Below are 20,173 nucleotides of genomic sequence, written 5' to 3' on the forward strand. Positions count from 1 at the left end.
ACCATCTCCACTTCGTGCGCTGCGTTGCGGCATTGCGCGACGCGGGGCAACTGCTTTCCTAATCGTGCGTACGCGCCTGCCATGTCGCGTGCACGACCCCGTGCACGCGGGCGAGATGCTCGACGATCGCGTCGAGCTCGTCGCTCGGCACGTTGGTGCTGACCAACGTCGCGGTCAGCGACAGGCGATCGCCGCCGAGCGGCTGCGTCGACAGTTCGGCCACCGGCAGGCTCTGCGCCTCCAGATGCTCGACCAGCATGTCACCCATCGGCCCCGCAACCCCGACCGGCGCGGTGAGCGTAACCGTGTAGGTAGCCTCCAGCGTATGCTGGTCGGTCGGCACCCGGTTGATCGCATCGACCAGCGGGCGCAGCAGCGTGTTGGCGGTCAGCACCAGCACCGTCAGCAGCACCGCCTCCGCGATCATGTCGCTGCCCGCGATCGCACCGACCGCGGCCGAGCACCACAGCGTCGCCGCGGTGTTCAGCCCGCGGACGTGCATCCCCTCCTTCATGATGACGCCCGCGCCGAGGAAGCCAATGCCGGAGACGACATAGGCGATCACGCGGATCGACTCGACGTCGCCGCCCAGCCGCTGCCCCAGATCGACGAACGCCGCCGATCCTATTGCGACCAGGGCGTTGGTGCGCAGCCCGGCGGTGCGCTGCCGCAACTGCCGCTCCGCCCCGATCGCGGTGCCGAGCACCAGCGCCACGACATAGCTGACCAGTGTGTCGAGGAACGGCCACAGGTGGAAGGTGGTGAGGAAACGCACCCGCGCGCCCGCTTTACTTCGCCGCTGGCGTCGCGCCCGCCGGCTTGTTCTTCACCTCGCGGTTCAGGAAGTCGAGGATCGTCGTCCACAGATGCTCGCTGATGCGCGGCCCGCCGACGCGGTGCGTTTGCCCCGGGTACATCATCATCTCGAACGGCGTCGCGGTCTTCTGCAACTCGGCGGCGAGCTTGGTCGAATTGTCGAGGAAGACGTTGTCGTCCGCCATGCCGTGGATCAACAGCAACGGATCGCTGATCTTCGGCGCATCACCGACCGCGCCCGACGCGGCATAAGCCTCGGGCACCTGCCGCGGATCGCCCATGTAGCGTTCGGTGTAATGCGTATCGTACAGCTGCCAGTCGGTCACCGGCGCGCCTGCCACCGCGGCGGCGTAGACACCCGGCGTCTTCTCCAGCATCTTGACCGACATGTACCCGCCGTACGACCAGCCATAGGTTGCGATCCTGTCAGGCGCGACAAACGGCAGCGTCTTCAGATAGTCCGCGCCGGCCTTCTGGTCCTCGACCTCGACCGTGCCCATCGCGTGGTAGATCGTGTCCTCGAACGCCTTGCCGCGATTGATCGAGCCGCGGTTGTCGAGCTGGAAGAAGATCCAGCCCTGGCTGACCAGATATTGTGCCAGCGCGCCGTTCCAGTTGCGCATCACCGTCTGGCTGTGCGGCCCGCCGTAGTGCTGGAAGAACACCGGGTAGCGGCGGCCCTTCTCCAGCTTGGGCGTGATCATCTGCCAGTAGAGCGGCGTACCATCGGTCACCTTGATGGTGCCGAACTCGGTCGGGCGATGTGCCGCCATGAACGGCGCGTACGGGTGATCGCCCGCGACGCGGTTCTCGTTGATCCACGCGACGCGCTTGCCCGCCGCATCGGCGAGGTACGTCTGCGCCGGCTGCTGCGGATTGGAGCGCGTCACGATGAAGCGCGTGCCCGTTCCGTCGGCGGTGGCCGAGTTCCACCAGCCACGCTCGGTCAACCGCGTGACGGCGCGGGTCTTCAGGTCGAGTGCGTAAAGCTGCTGCTCGAGCACATCGTCCTTGTTGGCGAGGAAGTACGCCTTGCCTGCGCCCTCGTCGACCGCGACCAGCCCGGTCACGACCCACGGCCCGCTGGTCAACTGCTGCCACGCCCCCGCCCGCCACAGCCACAGATGGCCATAGCCGTCGCGTTCCGACCGCCACAGGATGCTGCCGTCTCTCATCACGCGATAGGCGTCGGTCAGGTTGATCCAGCTCTTCGCGCCCGATTGCTCGGTGAACATCACGCTCGACTTGCCGGTCGCGGGGTCGACGCGCAGCATGTCGAGCCGGGTCTGCGCACGGTTCTCGCGCTGGACAAGCAAGGCGGCGCCATCAGGCGTCCAGTCGACCCGCGCCAGATAGATGTCGGGATCGGCGCCCAGATCGACCTTCACGCGGCCCGAGCCGTCGGGCTTCATCACGTACAGGTCGACCAGCGCGTTGGGCGTGCCCGCCGCGGGGTAGCGCTGCTGGTAGATCCTGGTGCCCGACGCACCGATCGAGGCGCGCGTCGCGACGTGGACCGGCGCATCGTCGAAGCGCTCGACCGCGATGTAGCGCTCGTCGGGCGACCACCAGTAACCGGTGCGACGGTCCATTTCCTCCTGCGCGACGAACTCGGCCTCGCCCCAATGGACGGTATCGCCGCCACCTGTCGTGATCGCCTTTGCTGCCCCGTGTCCGAGCGGTGCAACCTGTAGGTTCTGGTCGCGTACGAACGCGATATAGCGCCCGCGCGGGCTGATCGTCGGATTGAGCGCGCCCTTCGTACCCTCCAGCTTGCGCGCCTGCCCGTCGCGGCCTGCCAGGAACAGCTCGCCGTCGATCGGCACCAGCAGGCTTTGCCCGTCGGGGGACCAGTCATATTGCAGCACCCCGGTCTTGCCGGTCAGCGACCGGTCGCGCTCGCGCTGCATCTTGGCGGCTTCGGACAGTTCGGCGCCGCTGCCCAGCTTCTTGCTGTCGACCAGCATCCGCTCCGCGCCCGTCGTGGTGTCGAGCGCCCACAGATCGTAGCGCTGCCGCTCATCGGCGCGGTTGCGGACCGAGGTCAGCAGCGTGCCGTCCGGCGACAACCGCAGCGACTGCGGCTGCGGTCCGGCGAGGTCGGGGCTGCCGAACACGCGCTTGAGCGTCAGCGTCGATGCTTTTGCCTCGGCCGTGCTGGCAGGGGCCGCGTTGCGATCAGCAGCCACCGCGCTGCCCCCGCTCGCGCACGCGATCGCCATTGCCGCCGCACTCACGCTCCACCATGTCCGCATCTCATCCTCCGCGCCGCGCTGCTGCGGCTTGTCGGCGGCCGGATTAGCGGTCCGCCGCGCGATAGACCACCCGCAGACCGTTGCATCGGCGCGGAACCGGAATCGTTGCGCAGTGTTGCCCGCGCGATGACCACCGACGATTGCATCATCATCGGCGGCGGCCCCGCCGGGCTCACCGCCGCGATCTACCTGGCGCGCTATCATCTGCGTGTGCGGCTGTTCGACAGCGGATCGAGCCGCGCGGCGATGATCCCGCGGACGCGCAACCATGCCGGCTACCCCGATGGTATCGCGGGCAAGGACCTGCTCGCGCTGATGCTCGAACAGGCGGAGAAGTACGGCGTCGAACGGCAGGCGGTACGCGTCGAACGATTGCGGCACGACGATGAAGGCTTCGCGCTCGCGACCGAGGATGGCGACTATCGCGCGCGCTCGGTGTTGCTGGCGACCGGTGTGGTGAACCACCGGCCTAGGCATCTGCTACCCGAGGTGCACGACCCGGCGCTGGAACGCGGATTGCTGCGCTATTGCCCGGTGTGCGACGGTTACGAGGTGACCGACAAGAAGGTCGGCGTGATCGGCACCGGCGACCACGGCGTGCGCGAGGCGTTGTTCCTGCGAAGCTTCACGCGCGACGTGACCCTGATCGCGCCCGAGGCCGAACACGCGCTCGACCCGGCGTGTGCGGCCAAGCTGGACGAGGCCGGCATCGCGCGCGTCAACGGCCCCTGCGGCAATTACGCGATTGAACAAAATGGCCAGGGTGAGCAGCTCGCCTTCGACACTGCACGCGGGCGCATGGCGTTCGACAGCGTCTATCCCGCACTCGGATCGCGCATCCGCTCGCACCTAGCGGTCGAGGCGGGCGCACGCGCGACGGACGAAGGCTGTCTTGAGGTCGACGATCACCAGCGCACCAGCATCCCCGGCCTGTTCGCCGCCGGCGACGTGGTGAAAGGGCTCGATCAGATCAGCCACGCGATGGGTGAGGCAGGCGTCGCCGCGACGACGATCCGCAACATGTTGGGCGATCAGCGACCGCTCTGGCGCTGAGCGAGGGTTCAGTCGACGAATGCGGCCTCGATCACCAGCCGCTCGTCATTCCACTCGGGCACGGCGGTGATCGGCACCATGAAGCGCTTGCCCGGACGACCATCCACCGCGGGTCGCTCGATCTCGATCACGTCGCCTGCGCCGAAGTTCTCGACCGCAACGACATGACCAAGGCTGTCGCCATCGGTTGAGACCGCCGGTAACCCGATCAGATCGGCATGGTAATATTCGCCCTCGTCGAGAGCAGGCAGCGCCTCACGCGCCACCGTCAGCACGGTTCCCCGCATTGCCTCGGCGGCGTTGCGATCCGCGATCTCCTTGAAGCGCGCGATGTTGCCGTTGCGCAGTGACTGAAGCGTCAGCGAACCGTCGTTGAACGACCGATGCGCGTCCAGTTGCTCGGCAAAGACCTTTAGCTTCACCTCGCCGCCGACGCCGTGCGCGCCAGCGATGGCGGCGAGCACGACCTGCCCCGGCGGCACCACGCGCACCGGAGCCGCCGCGTCAGGCAGGCTCGGGCGAGCCGTCGCTGCCGCCGGGGGCGTCGTCGGCGCCTTCGGCGGGCGCGGGGGACGAGGCCCCTTGGTTGGTGGCGTCCTGGTCGTCATGCTCGTGCGAAAACTGGTCGGGGTCGGTCAAGGCTAGCTCCTCTCGTTGGAACAAGGGAACGCACGATGACCGGTCCGGTGCCGCAGCCGATCGGATGCCGGCCGATACGAACACCGGCCGGCACAAGCGGGCTCAGGCCTCCGCCGTCTCGGCCTCGGTCGTCTCGGCCGGGGCGTTGGCGGCTTCCTGCGCCGCCTTTAGCTTCTCGGCACGCTCCTCGGCGCGCTCGGTCGCCTTCTCGCCGGGCTTGCCCTTGGTCGGGTTGTTGCGCGCTGCGCGCTCCTTGACGCCGGCCTTGTCGAGGAAGCGGGCGACGCGGTCGGTCGGCTGCGCGCCGACGCCGATCCAGTGCTTCGCGCGCTCGGCGTCGAGGATGATGCGCTTCTCGTCGTCCTTGCCGAGCAGCGGGTTGTAGTTGCCGATCTTCTCGATGAACTTGCCGTCACGCGGGCTACGCGCGTCGGCGACGACGATACGGTAATAAGGACGCTTCTTCGAGCCACCACGCGACAGACGAATGCTCAGTGCCATGTTACTCTTCTTCCTTCTTCGATTTGGAACGCCCGCCGTAGCGGGCACGTGAAACTTACTTCTTGAACTTGAACCCGCCGGGCATTCCCGGCAGCCCGCCCGGTATGCCACCCGGCCCCGGCAATCCCGGCATCCCCGCCAGGCTTCCGCCCGGCCCGCCCGCCTTGGACATCATGTCGCCCAGCTCCGCGCCGCCCAGCGCGTTGCCAAGACCACCCAGCCCGCCCTTGCCGAGCATGCCAAGCAGTCCCTTCATCCCGCCCATCTTCTTGATCTTCTTCATGGCGGTCTGCATTTCCAGGTGCATCTTCAGGAGCTTGTTGACCTCCTGCACGTTGGTGCCCGATCCCTTGGCGATGCGGATCTTGCGCTTGGCGTTGATCAGCTCGGGCTTGGCACGTTCCTTGACCGTCATCGACGTGATCATCGCGTCCATCCGCAGCAGGATCTTCTCGTCCACCGCGCCCGACGCCATCGCCTTCTGCGCGCCCTTCATGCCGGGCAACATGCCGGCGAGCGCGCCCAGTCCGCCCATGCGCCGCATCTGCGCCAACTGCGCGCGCAGGTCGTTCATGTCGAACTGACCCTTGGCAAGCCGCGCGGTCATCCGCTCGGCGTCCTCCTGCTGGATCGCCTCCGCAGCGCGCTCGACCAGGCTGACGACGTCGCCCATGCCCAGGATGCGCCCCGCGACACGGCTCGGCTGGAACGCTTCCAGCGCGTCCATTTTCTCGCCGACGCCCGCGAACTTGATCGGCTTGCCCGTCACCGCGCGCATCGACAGCGCCGCACCACCGCGCGCGTCGCCGTCCATGCGGGTCAGCACCACGCCCGTCAGCGGCACCTGATCGGAGAAGTTCTGCGCGACGTTGACCGCATCCTGGCCGGTCAGCGAGTCGACGACGAGCAGGATCTCGTTCGGCGTCGTGACCTCGGCCACCGCCTTCATCTCGTCCATCAACGCCTGATCGACGTGCAGACGACCCGCGGTGTCGAGCATCAGCACGTCGAAACCCTGCAGCTTCGCCGCCTGCAGCGCGCGGCGAGCGATGTCGACCGGCTGCTGGCCCGCCACGATCGGCAGCGTCGCGACCTCGACCTGCGTGCCCAGCGTCGCCAGCTGCTCCTGCGCGTTCGGGCGATTGACGTCCAGCGACGCCATCAGCACCTTCTTCGTCGGGCGACCGGTGATCGAACCCTTCGACAGTCGCCGCGCGATCTTGGCCGTCGTGGTCGTCTTGCCCGACCCTTGCAGGCCGACCATCATCACGACCGCCGGCGGCGCGACGTTCAGGTCGAGCTCGGCGCCCTCGGGATCGTCGCCGCCCAGCATCTCGACCAGCGCGTCGTTGACGATCTTGACGACCTGCTGCCCCGGCGTGACCGAGCGCAGCACGTTCTGCCCGATCGCCGCCTCAGTCGCCTTGTCGACGAACTGACGCGCGACGGGCAGCGCCACGTCGGCTTCGAGCAGCGCGATGCGGACCTCGCGCATCGCCTGGCGCACGTCGGCCTCGGTCAGCGCGCCACGACCACGCAGCCGGTCGAACACGCCACCAAGACGATCGCTGAGGCTCTCGAACATCCAAATCCCTTCCGCCGGCCGCGAAATCACACCCGGCTAAACCCGCCCACCGCCAAACGCAAAAGCGCCGGCGGGCGAAACCTCGCCGGCCAGCGTGCGCCGCAGATGGACGCGTTGCTCAAGCGTTCACGGTGGAACGTGGTCGGGCCCTTAGCGCAACGACACCCCGCCGGCAAGATCACATGGGCAACCGCAAACAAGGTACGACGCGGCCACGTTGAACACCCGCCGCCTTTCATGCTTTAATTCAAGCAAGCCGTGAGACCAATGCGGCATCAATCGCAGGAGACGATGCGTGGGCCAGCCATCCGACAAACAGAAACAGCTTCACCACGATGTCACCAACGTCGGGCTTCGCGCGCAGGTCACGGCGGTTGGGCTGATCCAGCTCTGCGTCGAACTGCGCAAGACCAACGCGCTGAGCGAAGACGGATTGAACAACGTCAAAAAGGCGATCGCCGACGAACTGCTGATCGGGCAGAACCGGCGGTACTGCTCGCGCGACCAGCGCTGCGAGATCGAGGAACGGATCGATCGCATCTTCGCGGGCGAGCAAAAGGTCGGGCCGGCAGAAGAACTGTCCTTCGTCACCGATCCCGAAGGTGCGCCGCTACACTGAGGGCCGCACCCGTGGTTGACCTGGCGCGCGGCATCATTGAGGGGCGGGTAATCACCGATCGGAAGCCGCTTCGCCTGTGCCGTTTCACGCCACCGTCCTGACGCTCTACCCCGACATGTTCCCGGGACCCCTCGGTCACGCGCTCGCCGGACGGGCGCTCGCGAGCGGCTTGTGGTCGCTCGACGCGGTCAACATCCGCGACAGCGCGACCGATCGCCACCGCACCGTCGATGATACGCCCGCGGGCGGCGGCGCCGGCATGGTGCTGCGCGCCGACGTGGTCGCCAGCGCGCTCGACAAGGTCAGCGACGATCGACCGGTCCTGGCCATGACGCCCCGGGGTGCTCCCCTCACCCAGTCGCGCGTCCGCACGCTTGCGGCCGGGCCCGGCGCGGTGATCCTGTGCGGGCGCTTCGAGGGGTTCGACGAACGCCTGTTCGATGCGCGCGACGTCGAGCAGGTCGCGATCGGCGACTATGTACTCTCGGGCGGTGAGATGGGGGCGATGGTGCTGCTCGACGCTTGCGTCCGGCTGGTTCCGGGCGTAATGGGCGCGGCTTCTAGCGGGGACGAGGAAAGCTTCGAAAGCGGCCTCCTCGAATATCCGCATTATACCCGACCATATGAATGGGAAGGGCGCACGATCCCCGAAGTGCTGCGATCGGGGGATCATGCGAGGATCGCCGCCTGGCGAAAGCAACAGGCGGAGGTCGACACACGGCTACGGCGGCCGGACCTGTGGGAGCGTCACACCGGCGCTCGGGTTCGGTCGCCCTCTGGTGCGCGGCATGATGATGAAGGTTGAATACACATGAACCTGATCCAGACGCTCGAAGCAGAGCAGATCGCCAAGCTCGTCGCCAAGCGCGAGATCCCCGAGTTCCGCGCCGGCGACTCGCTGCGCGTCGGTGTCCGCGTGGTCGAGGGTGAGCGTACCCGCGTCCAGAACTACGAGGGCGTGTGCATCGCGCGCTCGAACAAGGGCATGGGCTCGAGCTTCACCGTTCGCAAGATCTCGTTCGGTGAGGGTGTGGAGCGCGTGTTCCCGCTCTACTCGCCCAACATCGAATCGATCACGGTCGTCCGCAAGGGTGCGGTGCGTCGTGCGAAGCTCTACTACCTGCGCGGTCGCACGGGTAAGTCGGCGCGTATCGCCGAGCGTCGCGATACCCGCCCGACGGCAACTGCGGCCGAGTAATCGGCGCGCTCCATACGGTAGCGTCACGGGGCGTGGGTGGTGTCTGCCATCCGCGCCCTTTTCGCGTCCGACGCGCCCGTACCGTGGACTTGATCCGCCCCCGCCCCTAGATCGCCCGGCATGTCCGCTTCCCCCCGGCCCGTTGTCACGCTGGGCTGCCGCCTCAACATCGCCGAGAGCGAGGCGATCCGCCAGCTCCTGCCCGCCAGCGCGAACGGTCGCGACGTGGCGGTGGTGAACAGCTGCGGGGTCACCAACCAGGCGGTGAAGGACACGCGCGCCGCGATCCGCCGGCTGCGCCGCGAGCGGCCGGATGCGGAACTGGTCGTCACCGGTTGTGCCTCCGATATGGACCGCGCCGCGTTCGAGGCCATGCCCGAGGTCGATCGCGTCGTCGCCAACGCCGCCAAGCTGCTGCCCGCCACCTGGGGCCCACGCGCCAACATGGCGCCGCCGCGTCGCCACACGCGCGGCTTCGTCGGCGTGCAGAACGGCTGCGACCACGCCTGCACCTTCTGCGCGATTCCGCAGGGGCGCGGCACCAGCCGCTCCGACCCGATCGGCACGGTAATCGATCACGTCGTGACCTTGGTCGAGGAAGGTAAGCGCGAGGTCGTGTTGAGCGGGGTCGACCTGACCAGCTACGACGATCACGGCGCGCGCCTGCCGGTGCTCGTCGAGCGGCTGCTCACGCAGGTGCCCGCGCTTGAACGGCTACGCCTCTCCTCGCTCGATCCCGCGGAGGTTGACGACCACCTCTTCGCGCTGTTGACGCAGGAGCCGCGTGTCATGCCGCATGTCCATCTGTCGCTACAGGCGGGTGACGACCTGATCCTCAAGCGGATGCGCCGCCGCCACACCCGGGCGCAGGCGAGTGCGCTGTCACAGGCGCTCAAGGCCGCGCGGCCGGAGATCACGATCGGCGCCGACCTGATCGCGGGCTTTCCCACAGAGAGCGAGCCTGCGCACGCCAACACGCTCGCGATGATCGATGACGCCGACATCACCCACGCGCACGTTTTCCCCTACTCCCCGCGCGACCGTACCCCAGCCGCACGGATGCCGCAGGTCGCGCCAGATATCGCGCGCGCGCGTGCCGCGGCGGTGCGAGCCGCCAGTGCCCAACGCCGCGCCCAGTGGCTCCTTACGCAGGTCGGCACGGTACAGCCGGTGCTCATCGAGCGCCCGGGTGACCGCGGCCACACTCCTGCCTTTGCCGATCTGCACCTAAACGCGGCCGCGCCGGTCGGCAGCATCGTCAACGCCCGCGTCACTGCGGCCACTTCTACTCACCTGATCGGGACCCCTGAATGAGCACCAGCTGGCACGACAAGCTGCTCGGCGGCTTTCGCCGCACCTCCGACCGCCTCGTCGGCAATCTCGCGGGGCTGGGCGGCGCGCGGCTCGACGACGACACGCTTGATGAGATCGAAGAAGCGCTGATCGCCTCCGACCTTGGCCCCGAGACCGCCACCCGCGTCCGCGCGCGCCTCGCCGAGGGCACGTTCGAGCGCAACATGGAGGAGCTCGGCATCCGCGTCGTCGTCGCGGAGGAAGTCGAGAAGGTGCTGGCTGAGGTCGCCAAGCCGATCGAGATCGAGGCATTTCCGCGCCCGCAGGTGATCCTCGTCATCGGCGTCAACGGATCGGGCAAGACGACCACGATCGCGAAGCTCGCGCACCTGTTCATGGAACAGGATTACGCCGTCATGCTGGCGGCGGGCGACACCTTCCGCGCCGCCGCGATCGGGCAGCTGCGCACCTGGGCCGAGCGGATCGGCGTGCCGATCGTCACCGGCCCCGAGGGTGGCGACGCCGCCGGCATCGTGTGGGACGCGGTCAAGAAGGCGACCGAGATCGGCACCGACGTGCTGATCGTCGACACCGCCGGCCGGCTGCAGAACAAGCGCGAGCTGATGGACGAACTCGCCAAGATCCGCCGCGTGCTCGGTCGCTTGAACCCGGCCGCACCACACGACGTACTGCTCGTCCTCGACGCTACCACGGGGCAGAACGCGCTCAACCAGATCGAGGTGTTCAAGGAGGTGGCAGGCGTCACCGGGCTCGTCATGACCAAGCTTGACGGTACCGCGCGCGGCGGCGTGCTGGTCGCGGCGGCGGAGCGGTACGGCCTGCCGATCCACGCGATCGGGGTGGGCGAGCAGATGGACGATCTGCGCCCGTTCAACGCCAACGAGGTCAGCCGCATCATCGCCGGCGTCGACACGGGGCCGCGCAAGTGAGCACCGCGCCCACTCCAGTCGTCGAGCCGAGCGCCGGCATCAAGCACCTCGTCGACTACGGCCCGCTGGTCGTCTTCTTCCTCGTCAACTTCCTCGTCCCAGCGACCGCGGCGCGCGGGATCGTGTCGCATTTCACCCGCGCGCTCGACGGCATGGCGCAGGTCGAGATGCTGCTGATGGCGCGCGTGATCCTGGCGACCGCCGCCTTCGTGATTGCGAGCGCCGCCGCGCTGGTCCTCGCCAAAGTGAAGCTCGGCCGCGTGCCGCCGCTGCTGCTGATCTCGGCCGGTCTGGTGCTCGTGTTCGGCGGGCTGACGATGTATTTCCGCGACGCACGCTTCATCCAGATGAAGCCGACGATTGTCTACGCTTTGCTGTCGGGCGTGCTGCTCGGCGGCCTTGTCGCGCACAAGCCGCTGCTGCGCGACCTGCTTGGCAGCACCTATCCGGGCTTGAGCGAGGCAGGCTGGCGGCGGCTGACGATCAACTGGATCCTGTTCTTCGCCGCGATGGCGATCGCGAACGAGGCCGTCTGGCGCGGCGCCTACGCGCTCTACGGCAAGTCGCGCGGCTGGGACCTGTGGGCGATCTACAAATTGTGGGTGGTGATCCCCCTCACCCTGATCTTTGCGATCGCGAACGTGCCGATGCTGCTGCGGCACGGTGCGCAACTGGGGCAGGAGCCGCCGCTGCCGCCGGAGGGGTGACATGAAAAAGGGCGCGTCACCCGACGCGCCCTCCTCGTTCACTCGAGAATGTTCAGCCCGCGGCCTGCTCGTAGCGGCGTCCGGCCTCGTCCCAGTTCACCACGTCCCACCACGCCTTCAGATAACCCGGCCGGTCATTCATGTAGGTCAGGTAGTAGGCATGCTCCCACACGTCGTTGCCGAGGATCGGCGTGCCCGGCTCCTTGGCGTCGTCCATCAGCGGGTTGTCCTGGTTCGGCGTCGACGTGACCTTGAGCGTGCCGTCCTTGTCCGCGATCACCCACGCCCAGCCCGAGCCGAACTGGCCCGCACCCTTCGTGTTGAAATCCTCCTTCAGCTTGTCGAGCCCGCCGTAAGCGTCGATCGCCTCCTTGAGCTTGCCCGACGGCTGAGTCGAACCCTTCGGCCCCATGATCTTCCAGAAGAAATCGTGGTTCCAATAACCGCCGCCGTTGTTGCGGACGAGCGCGGGCTGCTGCGAGATCATGCCGAGGATTTCCTCGATCGACTTGCCCTCCAGCTTCGGGTCGGCGGCGACGCCCTCGTTCAGCTTGTTGGTATAGGCCGCGTGATGCTTGTCGTGGTGGAACGTCATCGTCTCCTTGGAGATGACCGGCTCCAGCGCGTCATAAGCGTACGGCAGCGGCGGCAGTTCGAAAGCCATGAGAATGCTCCTTGATGGGGTTCGCGGATCAAACGCGACCGCTCCCAAATGGCTCCGGCAAGGTCGTTACGCAACCGCTCCGATCAGGTCGTGGCGGCGTAGCGCGTGGCGTAGCTGATCGTAGCTGAGCCCCAGCGCCTCCGCGGTCGCGCGCTGGTTGAAGCGGTGCTCAGCGAGCGTGCGCGCCAGCAGCTCGCGTTCGAACCGCGCGACGCGCGACTTGAAGTCGGATGGCCCCTCCTCGCACGCGACGACGGGAGCGTCCTCGTCGGACACGTCGCGCGACTTCGTCTCTGGCGCGGGTTCGCTGCGCGACGTCGGCCGGGCAGTCGCAGGACGATAGGGCGAGTGGAACGGATCGATCTCGATCGCGTCGATCGGCCCGGCCTCCTCCCAGCGGTACACCGCCCGCTCGACCACGTTGCGCAACTCGCGCACGTTGCCGGGCCAGCGGTGATCCATCAGCACCTCGACCGCCTTGGGTCCGAAGCCCGCGAACTCGTCATGCCCCAGTTCCGACGCCATCCGCCGCCCGAAATGCTCGGCGAGCACCGGAATGTCGCTGCGCCGCGCGCGAAGTGGCGGCAGCGTCACGACCTCGAACGACAGCCGGTCGAGCAGGTCGGCACGGAACGTGCCCGCGTCGACGCGGTCGGGTAGATGCTCGTTGGTTGCAGCCACGATCCGCACGTCGACCGTCATCGCGCGCGACGATCCGATCCGCGTCACCTCGCCGTACTCGACCGCGCGCAGCAGCCGCTCCTGCGCGCCCATCGACAAGGTGCCGAGTTCGTCGAGGAACAGCGTCCCGGCATCCGCCTCCTCGAACCTGCCAGTGCGCGCCTTGGTCGCGCCGGTGAACGCGCCCGCCTCGTGCCCGAACAACTCCGCCTCGATCAGCGTTTCGGGCAGCGCGGCGCAGTTCATCGTGACGAGCGACTGGCTCCACCTGGGCGACAAATGGTGGAGGCGTTCCGCGACCAGCTCCTTGCCCGTGCCGCGCTCGCCGATCACCAGCACCGGGCGGTCGAGCGCGGCAGCGCGGCTGGCGCGTTCGAGCGCGTCGAGAAAGGCACCCGATTGCCCGATCACCTGCGTGGTCCTGCGCATGAACCAACGCTTGGCAAAGTTCGCCAAGTGTTGGCAATCCCCAAATCTTCACAACAGGCACCGCTGGCACCAAGTTGTTGCTTTCGCGCGGTTTTCCGATTTGGCACGCTCTCTGCAAAGCATGGGACAACAACGCACACAGGGAGTTACACCAATGACCAACATCACCAGCAAGCTCGCCGCGATCGCCTGCACCATCGTCGTCAGCGCCACCATGCTCTTCGGCGCGGTCGGCCCCGCCACGGCGATCGGGCACACCGCCCCCATCTCTCGCGTCGCCTGACGCTCCGGTCCGGCGGCAGGCCCGTTTCCGCCCCCGCCGGAACCGAGTAAGAAGCGCGTATCATCAGGAGTCCAACGTACATGGGCATTTTCTCCCGAACCCGCGACATCGTCGCCGCCAACATGGCCGAGCTGCTCGAGAAGGCGGACGACCCGGCGAAGATGATCCGGATGATCATCTCGGAGATGGAGGACACGCTGGTCGAGGTCCGCGCCTCCGCCGCGCGCACCATCGCCGACAGCAAGGAGATGCGCCGCCATATCGAGCGTCTGTCCGAGCTGGAGGAAAGCTGGACCGAGAAGGCGGAACTGGCGCTCAGCAAGGAGCGTGAGGACCTCGCCAAGGCAGCGCTGGTTGAGCGCCGCAAGGCCGGCGACATGGCGCAGCAGCTGCGCGACGAGGTCAAGCTGCTCGATGACAGCCTTCGCGCCAGCGAGGACGATATCGCCAAGCTCCAGTCGAAGCTACGCGAGGCACGCACCAAGCAGAACGCGATCGCGACCCGGCTGGAAAGCGCCAACACCAAGGCGCGCCTGCGCGAACTCTGGAACGGTCCTAAGACGCACGAGGCGTTTAGCCGCTTCGAGTTGCTCGAACGCCGCGCCGATGAGGCCGAGGGCCGCGCCGAAGCGATGGGGCTGACGCCCAAGACGCTGGAAGACGAATTCAACGAACTGCGCTCGAGCGACAAGATCGACGCCGAGCTCGCCGCGCTCAAGGCGCGCATGAACAAGGATCGCTGAGATGGAGGATTTCTTCGGTATTTCCGTGTCGGTCATCACGCTGTTCATCGCGCTGCCGTGGTTGATCCTGCACTACGTCACCAAGTGGAAGCAGGCGCCCAAGATCACCGGCGAAGACGAGCAACTGCTCGACGAGATGTACAATCTTGCTCGCCGGCTTGAGGATCGCCTCAACACGGTCGAGCGGATCGTCGCTGCCGACAATCCCGATTTCCGCCCCGGCATGGCCGATTACCGCGGCCAGCCCGACTACCGGCTCGAAGGCGGCGACGCCCGCTTCGAGTCGAACCGCCAACAGCGTCCCTCGTATGAGCGGAGGAACTGATGTCCGACAGCCGCACCAAATTCTACCTCGATAAGCAGGACGCCAAGTGGAAGGGCGTGTGCGCAGGGATCGCCGACTACACCGGGATCGATGTGCTCTGGGTCCGTGTCGCCGCCGTGCTGATGACCGTGGTCGCGCAGCAATGGTGGATCATCCTGGCTTACTGGGTCGTCGCCTGGATGGCCGAGCCCAAGCCGATCAACCTCTACCAGGACCGCGCCGACCAGAAATTCTGGCAGGGCGTACGCAGCAACCCGACGCGCTCGGCCGCCGAGGTCCGCTCCACACTGCGCGACGTGGATCGCCGGTTAGCCGACATCGAGCTGCATTATACCAGCCGCAACAGCACGCTCGCCAACGAGATCGACAGCCTGCGCTGATCGACCGCGAGTTTGAAGGGGAGAAGAACAATGCATGGTCCGTGGTTCGTCCTGTCGATCATCGCGATGTCGATGGCCGCCTGGGTCATCAACAACTGGATCCGCGCCCGGCACGGTTACTCGATCAGCGACGACTGGGGTCGCAACATCGACAAAAGTGACGCGGGCGCCAACCGCAACATCGCGCTGCTGGGACGCGAGAACGAGCGCCTGACCGGGCAGGTCAGTCGCCTCGAAGAGCGGATCGCGGTGCTGGAACGCATCGCGACGGACCCCGCCGTCCGCACCGCACGCGAGATCGACGCGCTGCGCGATCGCTGATCGACGCCCACGACACTCATCAAGAACAAGGAACGACGATGCCCTGGTCCGTAGCTTTCATGGTGGTGATGATCGTGTTGATCACGGCCATCGCGAAGACCGCCCGCCACCGCAACCACCACATGCTGGATGGCCAGCCCGCCCCGCACGAGGTCACCCACGCGCAGGAAGAGATTCGCCAGCTGAAGGAGCGCGTTCAGGTGCTCGAGCGCGTGATCACCGAGAACCACAACAGCCTCGACCTCGACCGCGAGATCGCGCGGCTGCGCGACCGCTGACGAAGCGAACGAAAGGAGATGACCGCCATGTCCGATCCTAACTTCTACCTGACGATGGCCGCCGCCGCGCTCGCCGGACTCGCCATGCTGACCTTCGCCGCGCTGAACGGCTGGCGCGGATGGTTGCAGCTGAAGCATCAGCAGATGTCGCAGGATCAGCTCGCCGCCGCTCCCGCCGGCCCGAGTGCGGGCGCGCGGATCGAGATCGCCGATCTGAAGGAACGCATCCGCAAGCTGGAAGCGATCGCGGCGGGCGTCGACCTGTGACGACCCCGGCGGGCGCCCTCCCCGCCGCCGCGTCTACACACCTGCCGCACGCCGCCGCCCGCCTGCAAGGTTGCCGCACGCAGCCGCAGAAGTTAGCGCGACACGCATGACCGACACCCCCGCCCCTACCCTTGCCGACGTGCGCGACGAATATGAGTTTCTTGAAGGCGACGACCGCTACCGCCTGCTGGTCGATCTGGGGCGTGAGCTGGAGGAGATGCCCGCGCCGCTCAAGACCGAAGCCACGCTGGTGCGCGGCTGCTCCGCGTCGGTCTGGGTCTACCCGACCGTACAGGACGACGGCACGCTTCACTTCCTCGCCGACAGCAATGCCGCGATCACCAAGGGGATCATCGCGCTGGTGCTGCTGACCGTGCAGGACCGCGCGCCCGCCGCGATCCTGGCGACCGACGTGGACGCCGAACTCGCGCCCTTCAACCTCAAGGCGCAGCTCAGCTCCAACCGCACGCAGGGCATTCCCAACATGATCGCGCTGATCCGCGAGACCGCCGCCCGCTACGCCTGAGTGTCCGGCCCGGGCGTTGCGTCGCTCAGGTGCGCGGCAGGCCCGCGATCCAGCTTTCCAGCGCCGCGTCGTCGCGCATGTCGCCGGTGAAGCGATAATGCGGGATCGCGGGCTGGTTCGATGCCCGCTTGCGATCGCGATAGACCTTCATCGGGATCACGGCCTCACCGATCCCGCTCGGCAACGGCTTTTCGCGCACGTCCATGTAGAGCGTGTCGGCCGAGGTATCCTGCCCGACCTGCACCGCGCCGAGCGCCGTCCACAGGTCGACCGCGTCCAAGCACGCCGAGCCGCAGCCCCAGTCAGTCAGCACGAACACGCGCGCGGTGGGCGGCGCCACCGCGGCGGGGGTGACCGGCTCGTTCTTTGTCTCATCGCTGTCGTCCCGCCATAGCGGCTCGCCGCGCGCACGGGCGCGCGCCATGCCGTCCACGATCTTGCCAGCCCAGGCGATCGCCTCGGGTGAGCCGTTGGGCGACGCCTGCCACTCTGCCTTATAGCCCTGCAGCGTCGCGAGATTGCTGGCCGACGCACGCCACTCGACCGCTTCCGAACTGACCGCGGCCTTGTCGACCGCCGCCCGCCCCCAGATCACCCGCGCGATCTGCTGCGACCATTCGGACGAGCCGCCACCGTTGCCGCGCAGGTCGAGCACGATCCGCGGCGCGGCGACGACCTGATCGCGATCGCGCGTCAAATCCGCGATCATTGGCCGCAGCGCCTTCGCAGTCGCGCCCTCGGGATTGCCGTCAAAATTGCTCATCGCATACCAGCGCGTGCCATCCGCCAGCACATGCGCCCCGATCGCCGGACGCGCTCGCGGCGCGGTCGCGGCGAAGCGCGTGTCGAACTCGGCATCGGGTAGCGGCCGCCACGCGAGCGTCACCTGCTGCCGCCTGCCGTTCACGCGAAACGTGCACCGCGACGGCCGCGTGATGAACGGATTCCGCGCATCGATGAACAGCCGCCCTCCCTGCGTCGCGCGCTGGCTGGCAAGCTGCCACCGCCCACGGAACGCTCCCACGTTGCGCGCGGCGAGCGTTTCGGCCGCGATCCCGTCGCATTGCTCCAGCACCGCGCCGACCGGCGGCAGCCCCGCGCCTTCCGCGACCGTCCGCACGACCTGCCGCCCCGCACCATCGAAGCCGGTCAGGAACCCCGGCCATTCGAGCGCGATCGGCTCCGGCTTTTGTACATCAAAGGCGACATGGCCGTCGTTGAAGTGCGCGACATAGCCGCGCATCGCCCACAGATAACCGGGATAGTCGCGCACCTGCCGCGCGCGCGTCAGCGCAAGCGCGAGCGCGCGGTCGTTCGAGGCCGAAAAGCCCGGATCGAGCCGGTTATAGGGTCCGGGATGATCCTCGACGACCTGATCGTGGAACGCCTGCGCGTCGGTGAGCAGCGTCGCGGACCAGTCACGCGGCGCATCCGCAGCGCCGAGCATCGCCGCGCCGGTGAGCAGGATCAGCGCTTTTAAGACTCGTAACCTTCGGCACATCGTTGATCTCCCCGCCCGTGGGCGATCATGTGCGAGCAAGGACCCGTCCGCAATCGTGCGGCGAGGAGAAGCCGGATGGTGCCGACGCTAGCGTGCGCTGCCGCGCAGTTCATCGCCCAGCAACCCGACGTCCATCCCCTCGGCCACGATCCGCCAGCGATCGGGCACCCGCGTGTCGACGACAACGACAGCGCGCTTCGGGCAGATGCCGAGGCATTTGGTCTCGACCACGCCGATCCCCGCCTTGCGTCCCTTGCCGAAGCCCGGCTCGTCGCGCAGCGCCTTGGCCATCGACGTGCGCCCTTTGTCGCCGAACCCGCCACCCAGTTTCTTCGAGCATTTGCCGCACACCAGGATCGCGCCAGACCAATGCGCGCGCACATGGTCCTTCATGCCGGCGCCCGCACGTGATCCCTCACGCCGTGCCCGGCTTCCACGTCCGCGCGTCCTCGGCGCTGCGCAGCACATCATACGCCGCCTGGATCGCCTGGAACCGCTTCGCCGCCTCGGGATCGTTCGGGCGGACGTCGGGATGGTTCGACTTGGCCAGCCGCCGCCACGCGAGCTTCACCTCCTCGAACGAGGCATCGACCTCAAGGTCCAGCACGTCGAGCGCGCGCATCTCGTCGCGCGACCGGGTGCCGTCGCCCGGTCCGGCCCAGGCCTGATGCTTTGATTGCGCAAAGCCGCCCGAATCGCGCCGCTCGTTCGCCTCGCGCTCGGCGGCTTCTTCGGCCGACAGCCCTTCAAAATAGTTCCAGCCGCGGTTATACTCGCCCGCGTGCGTCTGGCAGAAATACCAGCGTTCGGGGCTGTTCGGGCTCTTGGGCGCAGGACAATCGCCTGGCTCCTCGCAGCCGTGGCGATCGCACAGCCGGACCGTCTGCGCCGCGCGCCCGCTGCCGTAACCGCGCCAGCGAGGAAAGCCCCAGTCGTTCGATCGTGTGGTGTGTCGCGCCATGAAGCGCCCGAGATAGGCCGCGTGGGCGCAAGGGCAACCGCGAAGATGCGTGTCAGAGGGTCTGTAAGCCGGGTTCTGTCCCCCTCGCCCTCGCGAACAAGGATAGGCGACCATTCCTCTCGGCCCGCGCTCGCACGCGGGCTCCAGCAATCAACCCGGGCAGCGGGTGGGAACACACCCTGGCACGCGAACGTACCGCGCCGCCCCTATTCGATCTTGCTCCCGGTGGGGTTTGCCGTGCCGCCCCTGTTACCAGGCGCGCGGTGCGCTCTTGCCGCACCCTTTCACCGTGACCGCACCGAAGCGCGGCCGTCTGCTCTCTGTGGCACTTTCCCTGGGGTCACCCCCGGCGGGCGTTACCCGCCACCGTTGTTCCGCGGAGCCCGGACTTTCCTCGACGTTTGCACGACGCGGCCGCCCGACCCTCTGACGGGATGAGCCTCTAGTCGTCACCCTGCGGTTTGGGAAGCAGCAACGCGAGCAGGATCATGCGGCATTCCGCATCGATCTCGCCGTCGATCAATTCGGGGCGGAAGCGCCGCTGGAACGCCATGATCGCCGCCATCCGGTCGGACACGTCATAGCCGAAGCGTTCGAGCGCGAGGCAGAAGCCCGCCTCGCTCCAGAACGGATCGGCGAGATTCTTCGTCGGTCGCGGCAACGCCAGCCGCAGCCGCGCGAGCTTCCCCCACGGGAACAGCTCGCCCGGATCGCGCTTGCGCGTCGGCGCGATGTCGGAGTGGCCCACGACGTTGCCGCGCGTGATCTCGTATTTGTCCTTCAGGTGCGCGACGAGGCGGATCACCGCGTCGATCTGCGCGTCAGGAAAGGTGCGATAGCCCCATTCATGCCCCGGATTGACGATCTCGATCCCGATCGAGGCGGCGTTGACGTCCTCGACGTCGCGCCAGTGCGACTTGCCCGCGTGCCAGGCGCGATGCTCGTCAGCGACCATGCGCAGCACCGTTCCGTCCTCGTGCACCAGATAATGGCACGACACTTCCGCGGCCGGGTCCTGCAAGCGCGCAACCGCCGCCTCGGCGCTCTCCATGCCGGTGTAATGCAGCACCAGCATCGTGATCGGCAGCGTGCGTGCATTGAAATTGGGCGATGGCGCCTCGACGACCTTCACCCGCACACCTGCTTCATCGCGCTTGTCCCCGTCGCTGCGACGCCCGCCTATAGGGCGCGTGCCCGG

27 protein-coding genes and 1 other RNA gene are annotated in these 20,173 nt (G+C 67.5%); 15 read left to right on the forward strand and 13 right to left on the reverse strand.

The window, feature by feature from the left end:
• Positions 1–58: 58 nt before the first annotated feature.
• Together SMN802W_RS0108680 and SMN802W_RS0108685 are read right to left on the reverse strand one after the other, a co-directional pair.
• Positions 59–775, reverse strand: coding sequence for an MgtC/SapB family protein (locus SMN802W_RS0108680; protein WP_019516513.1), 717 nt, complete (start codon positions 773–775; stop codon positions 59–61).
• A 13-nt stretch (positions 776–788) separates the two neighbouring features.
• Entirely contained in the window at positions 789–3,071 is a 2,283-nt protein-coding gene (locus SMN802W_RS0108685; RefSeq protein ID WP_026325924.1) for a DPP IV N-terminal domain-containing protein, read from the reverse strand.
• A gap of 126 nt (positions 3,072–3,197) precedes the next feature.
• Between SMN802W_RS0108685 and SMN802W_RS0108690 the strand changes: the two genes are divergently transcribed.
• Complete coding sequence (locus SMN802W_RS0108690) at positions 3,198–4,124, forward strand: NAD(P)/FAD-dependent oxidoreductase (RefSeq protein WP_019516515.1); 927 nt, start codon at positions 3,198–3,200, stop codon at positions 4,122–4,124.
• 8 nt (positions 4,125–4,132) lie between these two features.
• Here the strand turns inward: SMN802W_RS0108690 and rimM are convergent, their stop codons facing one another.
• The 4 genes from rimM to ffh form a co-directional block, all read right to left on the reverse strand.
• Positions 4,133–4,615 (reverse strand): ribosome maturation factor RimM, encoded by a 483-nt coding sequence (rimM, locus tag SMN802W_RS0108695; protein ID WP_019516516.1) that lies wholly within the window; start codon positions 4,613–4,615, stop codon positions 4,133–4,135.
• A gap of 13 nt (positions 4,616–4,628) precedes the next feature.
• Positions 4,629–4,763: a hypothetical protein gene (locus tag SMN802W_RS18830; protein ID WP_274543659.1), complete on the reverse strand. Its 135-nt coding sequence runs from the start codon at positions 4,761–4,763 to the stop codon at positions 4,629–4,631.
• 102 nt (positions 4,764–4,865) lie between these two features.
• Complete coding sequence (gene rpsP / locus SMN802W_RS0108705) at positions 4,866–5,264, reverse strand: 30S ribosomal protein S16 (RefSeq protein ID WP_019516518.1); 399 nt, start codon at positions 5,262–5,264, stop codon at positions 4,866–4,868.
• A 55-nt stretch (positions 5,265–5,319) separates the two neighbouring features.
• Entirely contained in the window at positions 5,320–6,849 is a 1,530-nt protein-coding gene (gene ffh / locus SMN802W_RS0108710; protein WP_019516519.1) for a signal recognition particle protein, read from the reverse strand.
• A gap of 295 nt (positions 6,850–7,144) precedes the next feature.
• Between ffh and SMN802W_RS0108715 the strand changes: the two genes are divergently transcribed.
• The 6 genes from SMN802W_RS0108715 to SMN802W_RS0108740 all read left to right on the forward strand — a co-directional run bounded on the left by SMN802W_RS0108715 (position 7,145) and on the right by SMN802W_RS0108740 (position 11,616).
• Positions 7,145–7,468, forward strand: a complete 324-nt coding sequence (locus SMN802W_RS0108715; protein ID WP_019516520.1) for a hypothetical protein — start codon at positions 7,145–7,147, stop codon at positions 7,466–7,468.
• 76 nt (positions 7,469–7,544) lie between these two features.
• Positions 7,545–8,273, forward strand: a complete 729-nt coding sequence (gene trmD / locus SMN802W_RS0108720; RefSeq protein WP_019516521.1) for a tRNA (guanosine(37)-N1)-methyltransferase TrmD — start codon at positions 7,545–7,547, stop codon at positions 8,271–8,273.
• Positions 8,274–8,279: 6 nt separating this feature from the next.
• The gene (rplS, locus tag SMN802W_RS0108725; RefSeq protein WP_019516522.1) at positions 8,280–8,666 is read left to right on the forward strand and encodes a 50S ribosomal protein L19; all 387 of its coding nucleotides are present in this window, start codon (positions 8,280–8,282) and stop codon (positions 8,664–8,666) included.
• A 120-nt stretch (positions 8,667–8,786) separates the two neighbouring features.
• A complete protein-coding gene (locus SMN802W_RS0108730) occupies positions 8,787–9,980 on the forward strand; it encodes a MiaB/RimO family radical SAM methylthiotransferase (RefSeq protein WP_019516523.1) in 1,194 nt (397 codons plus the stop codon).
• Entirely contained in the window at positions 9,977–10,909 is a 933-nt protein-coding gene (gene ftsY, locus SMN802W_RS0108735; protein WP_019516524.1) for a signal recognition particle-docking protein FtsY, read from the forward strand. The genes SMN802W_RS0108730 and ftsY overlap by 4 nt, the downstream gene beginning before the upstream one ends.
• Complete coding sequence (locus SMN802W_RS0108740; RefSeq protein WP_019516525.1) at positions 10,906–11,616, forward strand: inner membrane-spanning protein YciB; 711 nt, start codon at positions 10,906–10,908, stop codon at positions 11,614–11,616. Before ftsY ends, SMN802W_RS0108740 begins: the two co-directional genes overlap by 4 nt.
• A gap of 52 nt (positions 11,617–11,668) precedes the next feature.
• On the opposite strand, the gene SMN802W_RS0108745 is transcribed toward SMN802W_RS0108740, so the two are convergent.
• Positions 11,669–12,280, reverse strand: a complete 612-nt coding sequence (locus SMN802W_RS0108745; RefSeq protein ID WP_019516526.1) for a superoxide dismutase — start codon at positions 12,278–12,280, stop codon at positions 11,669–11,671.
• Positions 12,281–12,346: 66 nt separating this feature from the next.
• Positions 12,347–13,390 (reverse strand): phage shock protein operon transcriptional activator, encoded by a 1,044-nt coding sequence (gene pspF / locus SMN802W_RS0108750; protein ID WP_026325925.1) that lies wholly within the window; start codon positions 13,388–13,390, stop codon positions 12,347–12,349.
• Between the two features lie 154 nt (positions 13,391–13,544).
• Between pspF and SMN802W_RS18835 the strand changes: the two genes are divergently transcribed.
• The 8 genes from SMN802W_RS18835 to SMN802W_RS0108790 all read left to right on the forward strand — a co-directional run bounded on the left by SMN802W_RS18835 (position 13,545) and on the right by SMN802W_RS0108790 (position 16,513).
• Positions 13,545–13,673 (forward strand): hypothetical protein, encoded by a 129-nt coding sequence (locus SMN802W_RS18835; RefSeq protein WP_019516528.1) that lies wholly within the window; start codon positions 13,545–13,547, stop codon positions 13,671–13,673.
• A gap of 80 nt (positions 13,674–13,753) precedes the next feature.
• Positions 13,754–14,416, forward strand: coding sequence for a phage shock protein PspA (pspA, locus tag SMN802W_RS0108760; RefSeq protein WP_019516529.1), 663 nt, complete (start codon positions 13,754–13,756; stop codon positions 14,414–14,416).
• 1 nt (position 14,417) lies between these two features.
• Entirely contained in the window at positions 14,418–14,741 is a 324-nt protein-coding gene (pspB, locus tag SMN802W_RS0108765; RefSeq protein ID WP_019516530.1) for an envelope stress response membrane protein PspB, read from the forward strand.
• Positions 14,741–15,121, forward strand: a complete 381-nt coding sequence (gene pspC / locus SMN802W_RS0108770) for an envelope stress response membrane protein PspC (RefSeq protein WP_019516531.1) — start codon at positions 14,741–14,743, stop codon at positions 15,119–15,121. Before pspB ends, pspC begins: the two co-directional genes overlap by 1 nt.
• A 30-nt stretch (positions 15,122–15,151) precedes the next feature.
• Complete coding sequence (locus tag SMN802W_RS0108775) at positions 15,152–15,442, forward strand: hypothetical protein (protein ID WP_019516532.1); 291 nt, start codon at positions 15,152–15,154, stop codon at positions 15,440–15,442.
• 59 nt (positions 15,443–15,501) lie between these two features.
• On the forward strand, positions 15,502–15,720 hold the full coding sequence (locus SMN802W_RS0108780) for a hypothetical protein (RefSeq protein WP_019516533.1): 219 nt from the start codon (positions 15,502–15,504) through the stop codon (positions 15,718–15,720).
• A gap of 27 nt (positions 15,721–15,747) precedes the next feature.
• Positions 15,748–15,987: a hypothetical protein gene (locus SMN802W_RS16780; RefSeq protein ID WP_019516534.1), complete on the forward strand. Its 240-nt coding sequence runs from the start codon at positions 15,748–15,750 to the stop codon at positions 15,985–15,987.
• A gap of 106 nt (positions 15,988–16,093) precedes the next feature.
• Positions 16,094–16,513 (forward strand): SufE family protein, encoded by a 420-nt coding sequence (locus tag SMN802W_RS0108790; protein ID WP_026325927.1) that lies wholly within the window; start codon positions 16,094–16,096, stop codon positions 16,511–16,513.
• 25 nt (positions 16,514–16,538) lie between these two features.
• Here the strand turns inward: SMN802W_RS0108790 and SMN802W_RS0108795 are convergent, their stop codons facing one another.
• The 5 genes from SMN802W_RS0108795 to SMN802W_RS0108810 form a co-directional block, all read right to left on the reverse strand.
• A complete protein-coding gene (locus tag SMN802W_RS0108795) occupies positions 16,539–18,014 on the reverse strand; it encodes a S41 family peptidase (protein WP_238560168.1) in 1,476 nt (491 codons plus the stop codon).
• Between the two features lie 87 nt (positions 18,015–18,101).
• Positions 18,102–18,407: a hypothetical protein gene (locus tag SMN802W_RS0108800; protein WP_019516537.1), complete on the reverse strand. Its 306-nt coding sequence runs from the start codon at positions 18,405–18,407 to the stop codon at positions 18,102–18,104.
• Between the two features lie 22 nt (positions 18,408–18,429).
• Entirely contained in the window at positions 18,430–18,975 is a 546-nt protein-coding gene (locus tag SMN802W_RS0108805) for a J domain-containing protein (RefSeq protein WP_019516538.1), read from the reverse strand.
• A 48-nt stretch (positions 18,976–19,023) separates the two neighbouring features.
• An RNA gene (rnpB, locus tag SMN802W_RS17615) (RNase P RNA component class A) lies at positions 19,024–19,405 on the reverse strand.
• A 12-nt stretch (positions 19,406–19,417) separates the two neighbouring features.
• Complete coding sequence (locus SMN802W_RS0108810; protein ID WP_083925706.1) at positions 19,418–20,050, reverse strand: N-acetylmuramoyl-L-alanine amidase; 633 nt, start codon at positions 20,048–20,050, stop codon at positions 19,418–19,420.
• Between the last annotated feature and the right edge of the window lie 123 nt (positions 20,051–20,173).

Origin of the sequence: Sphingomonas sp. Mn802worker, from assembly GCF_000382485.1 — a bacterium.
GTDB lineage: Bacteria > Pseudomonadota > Alphaproteobacteria > Sphingomonadales > Sphingomonadaceae > Sphingomonas.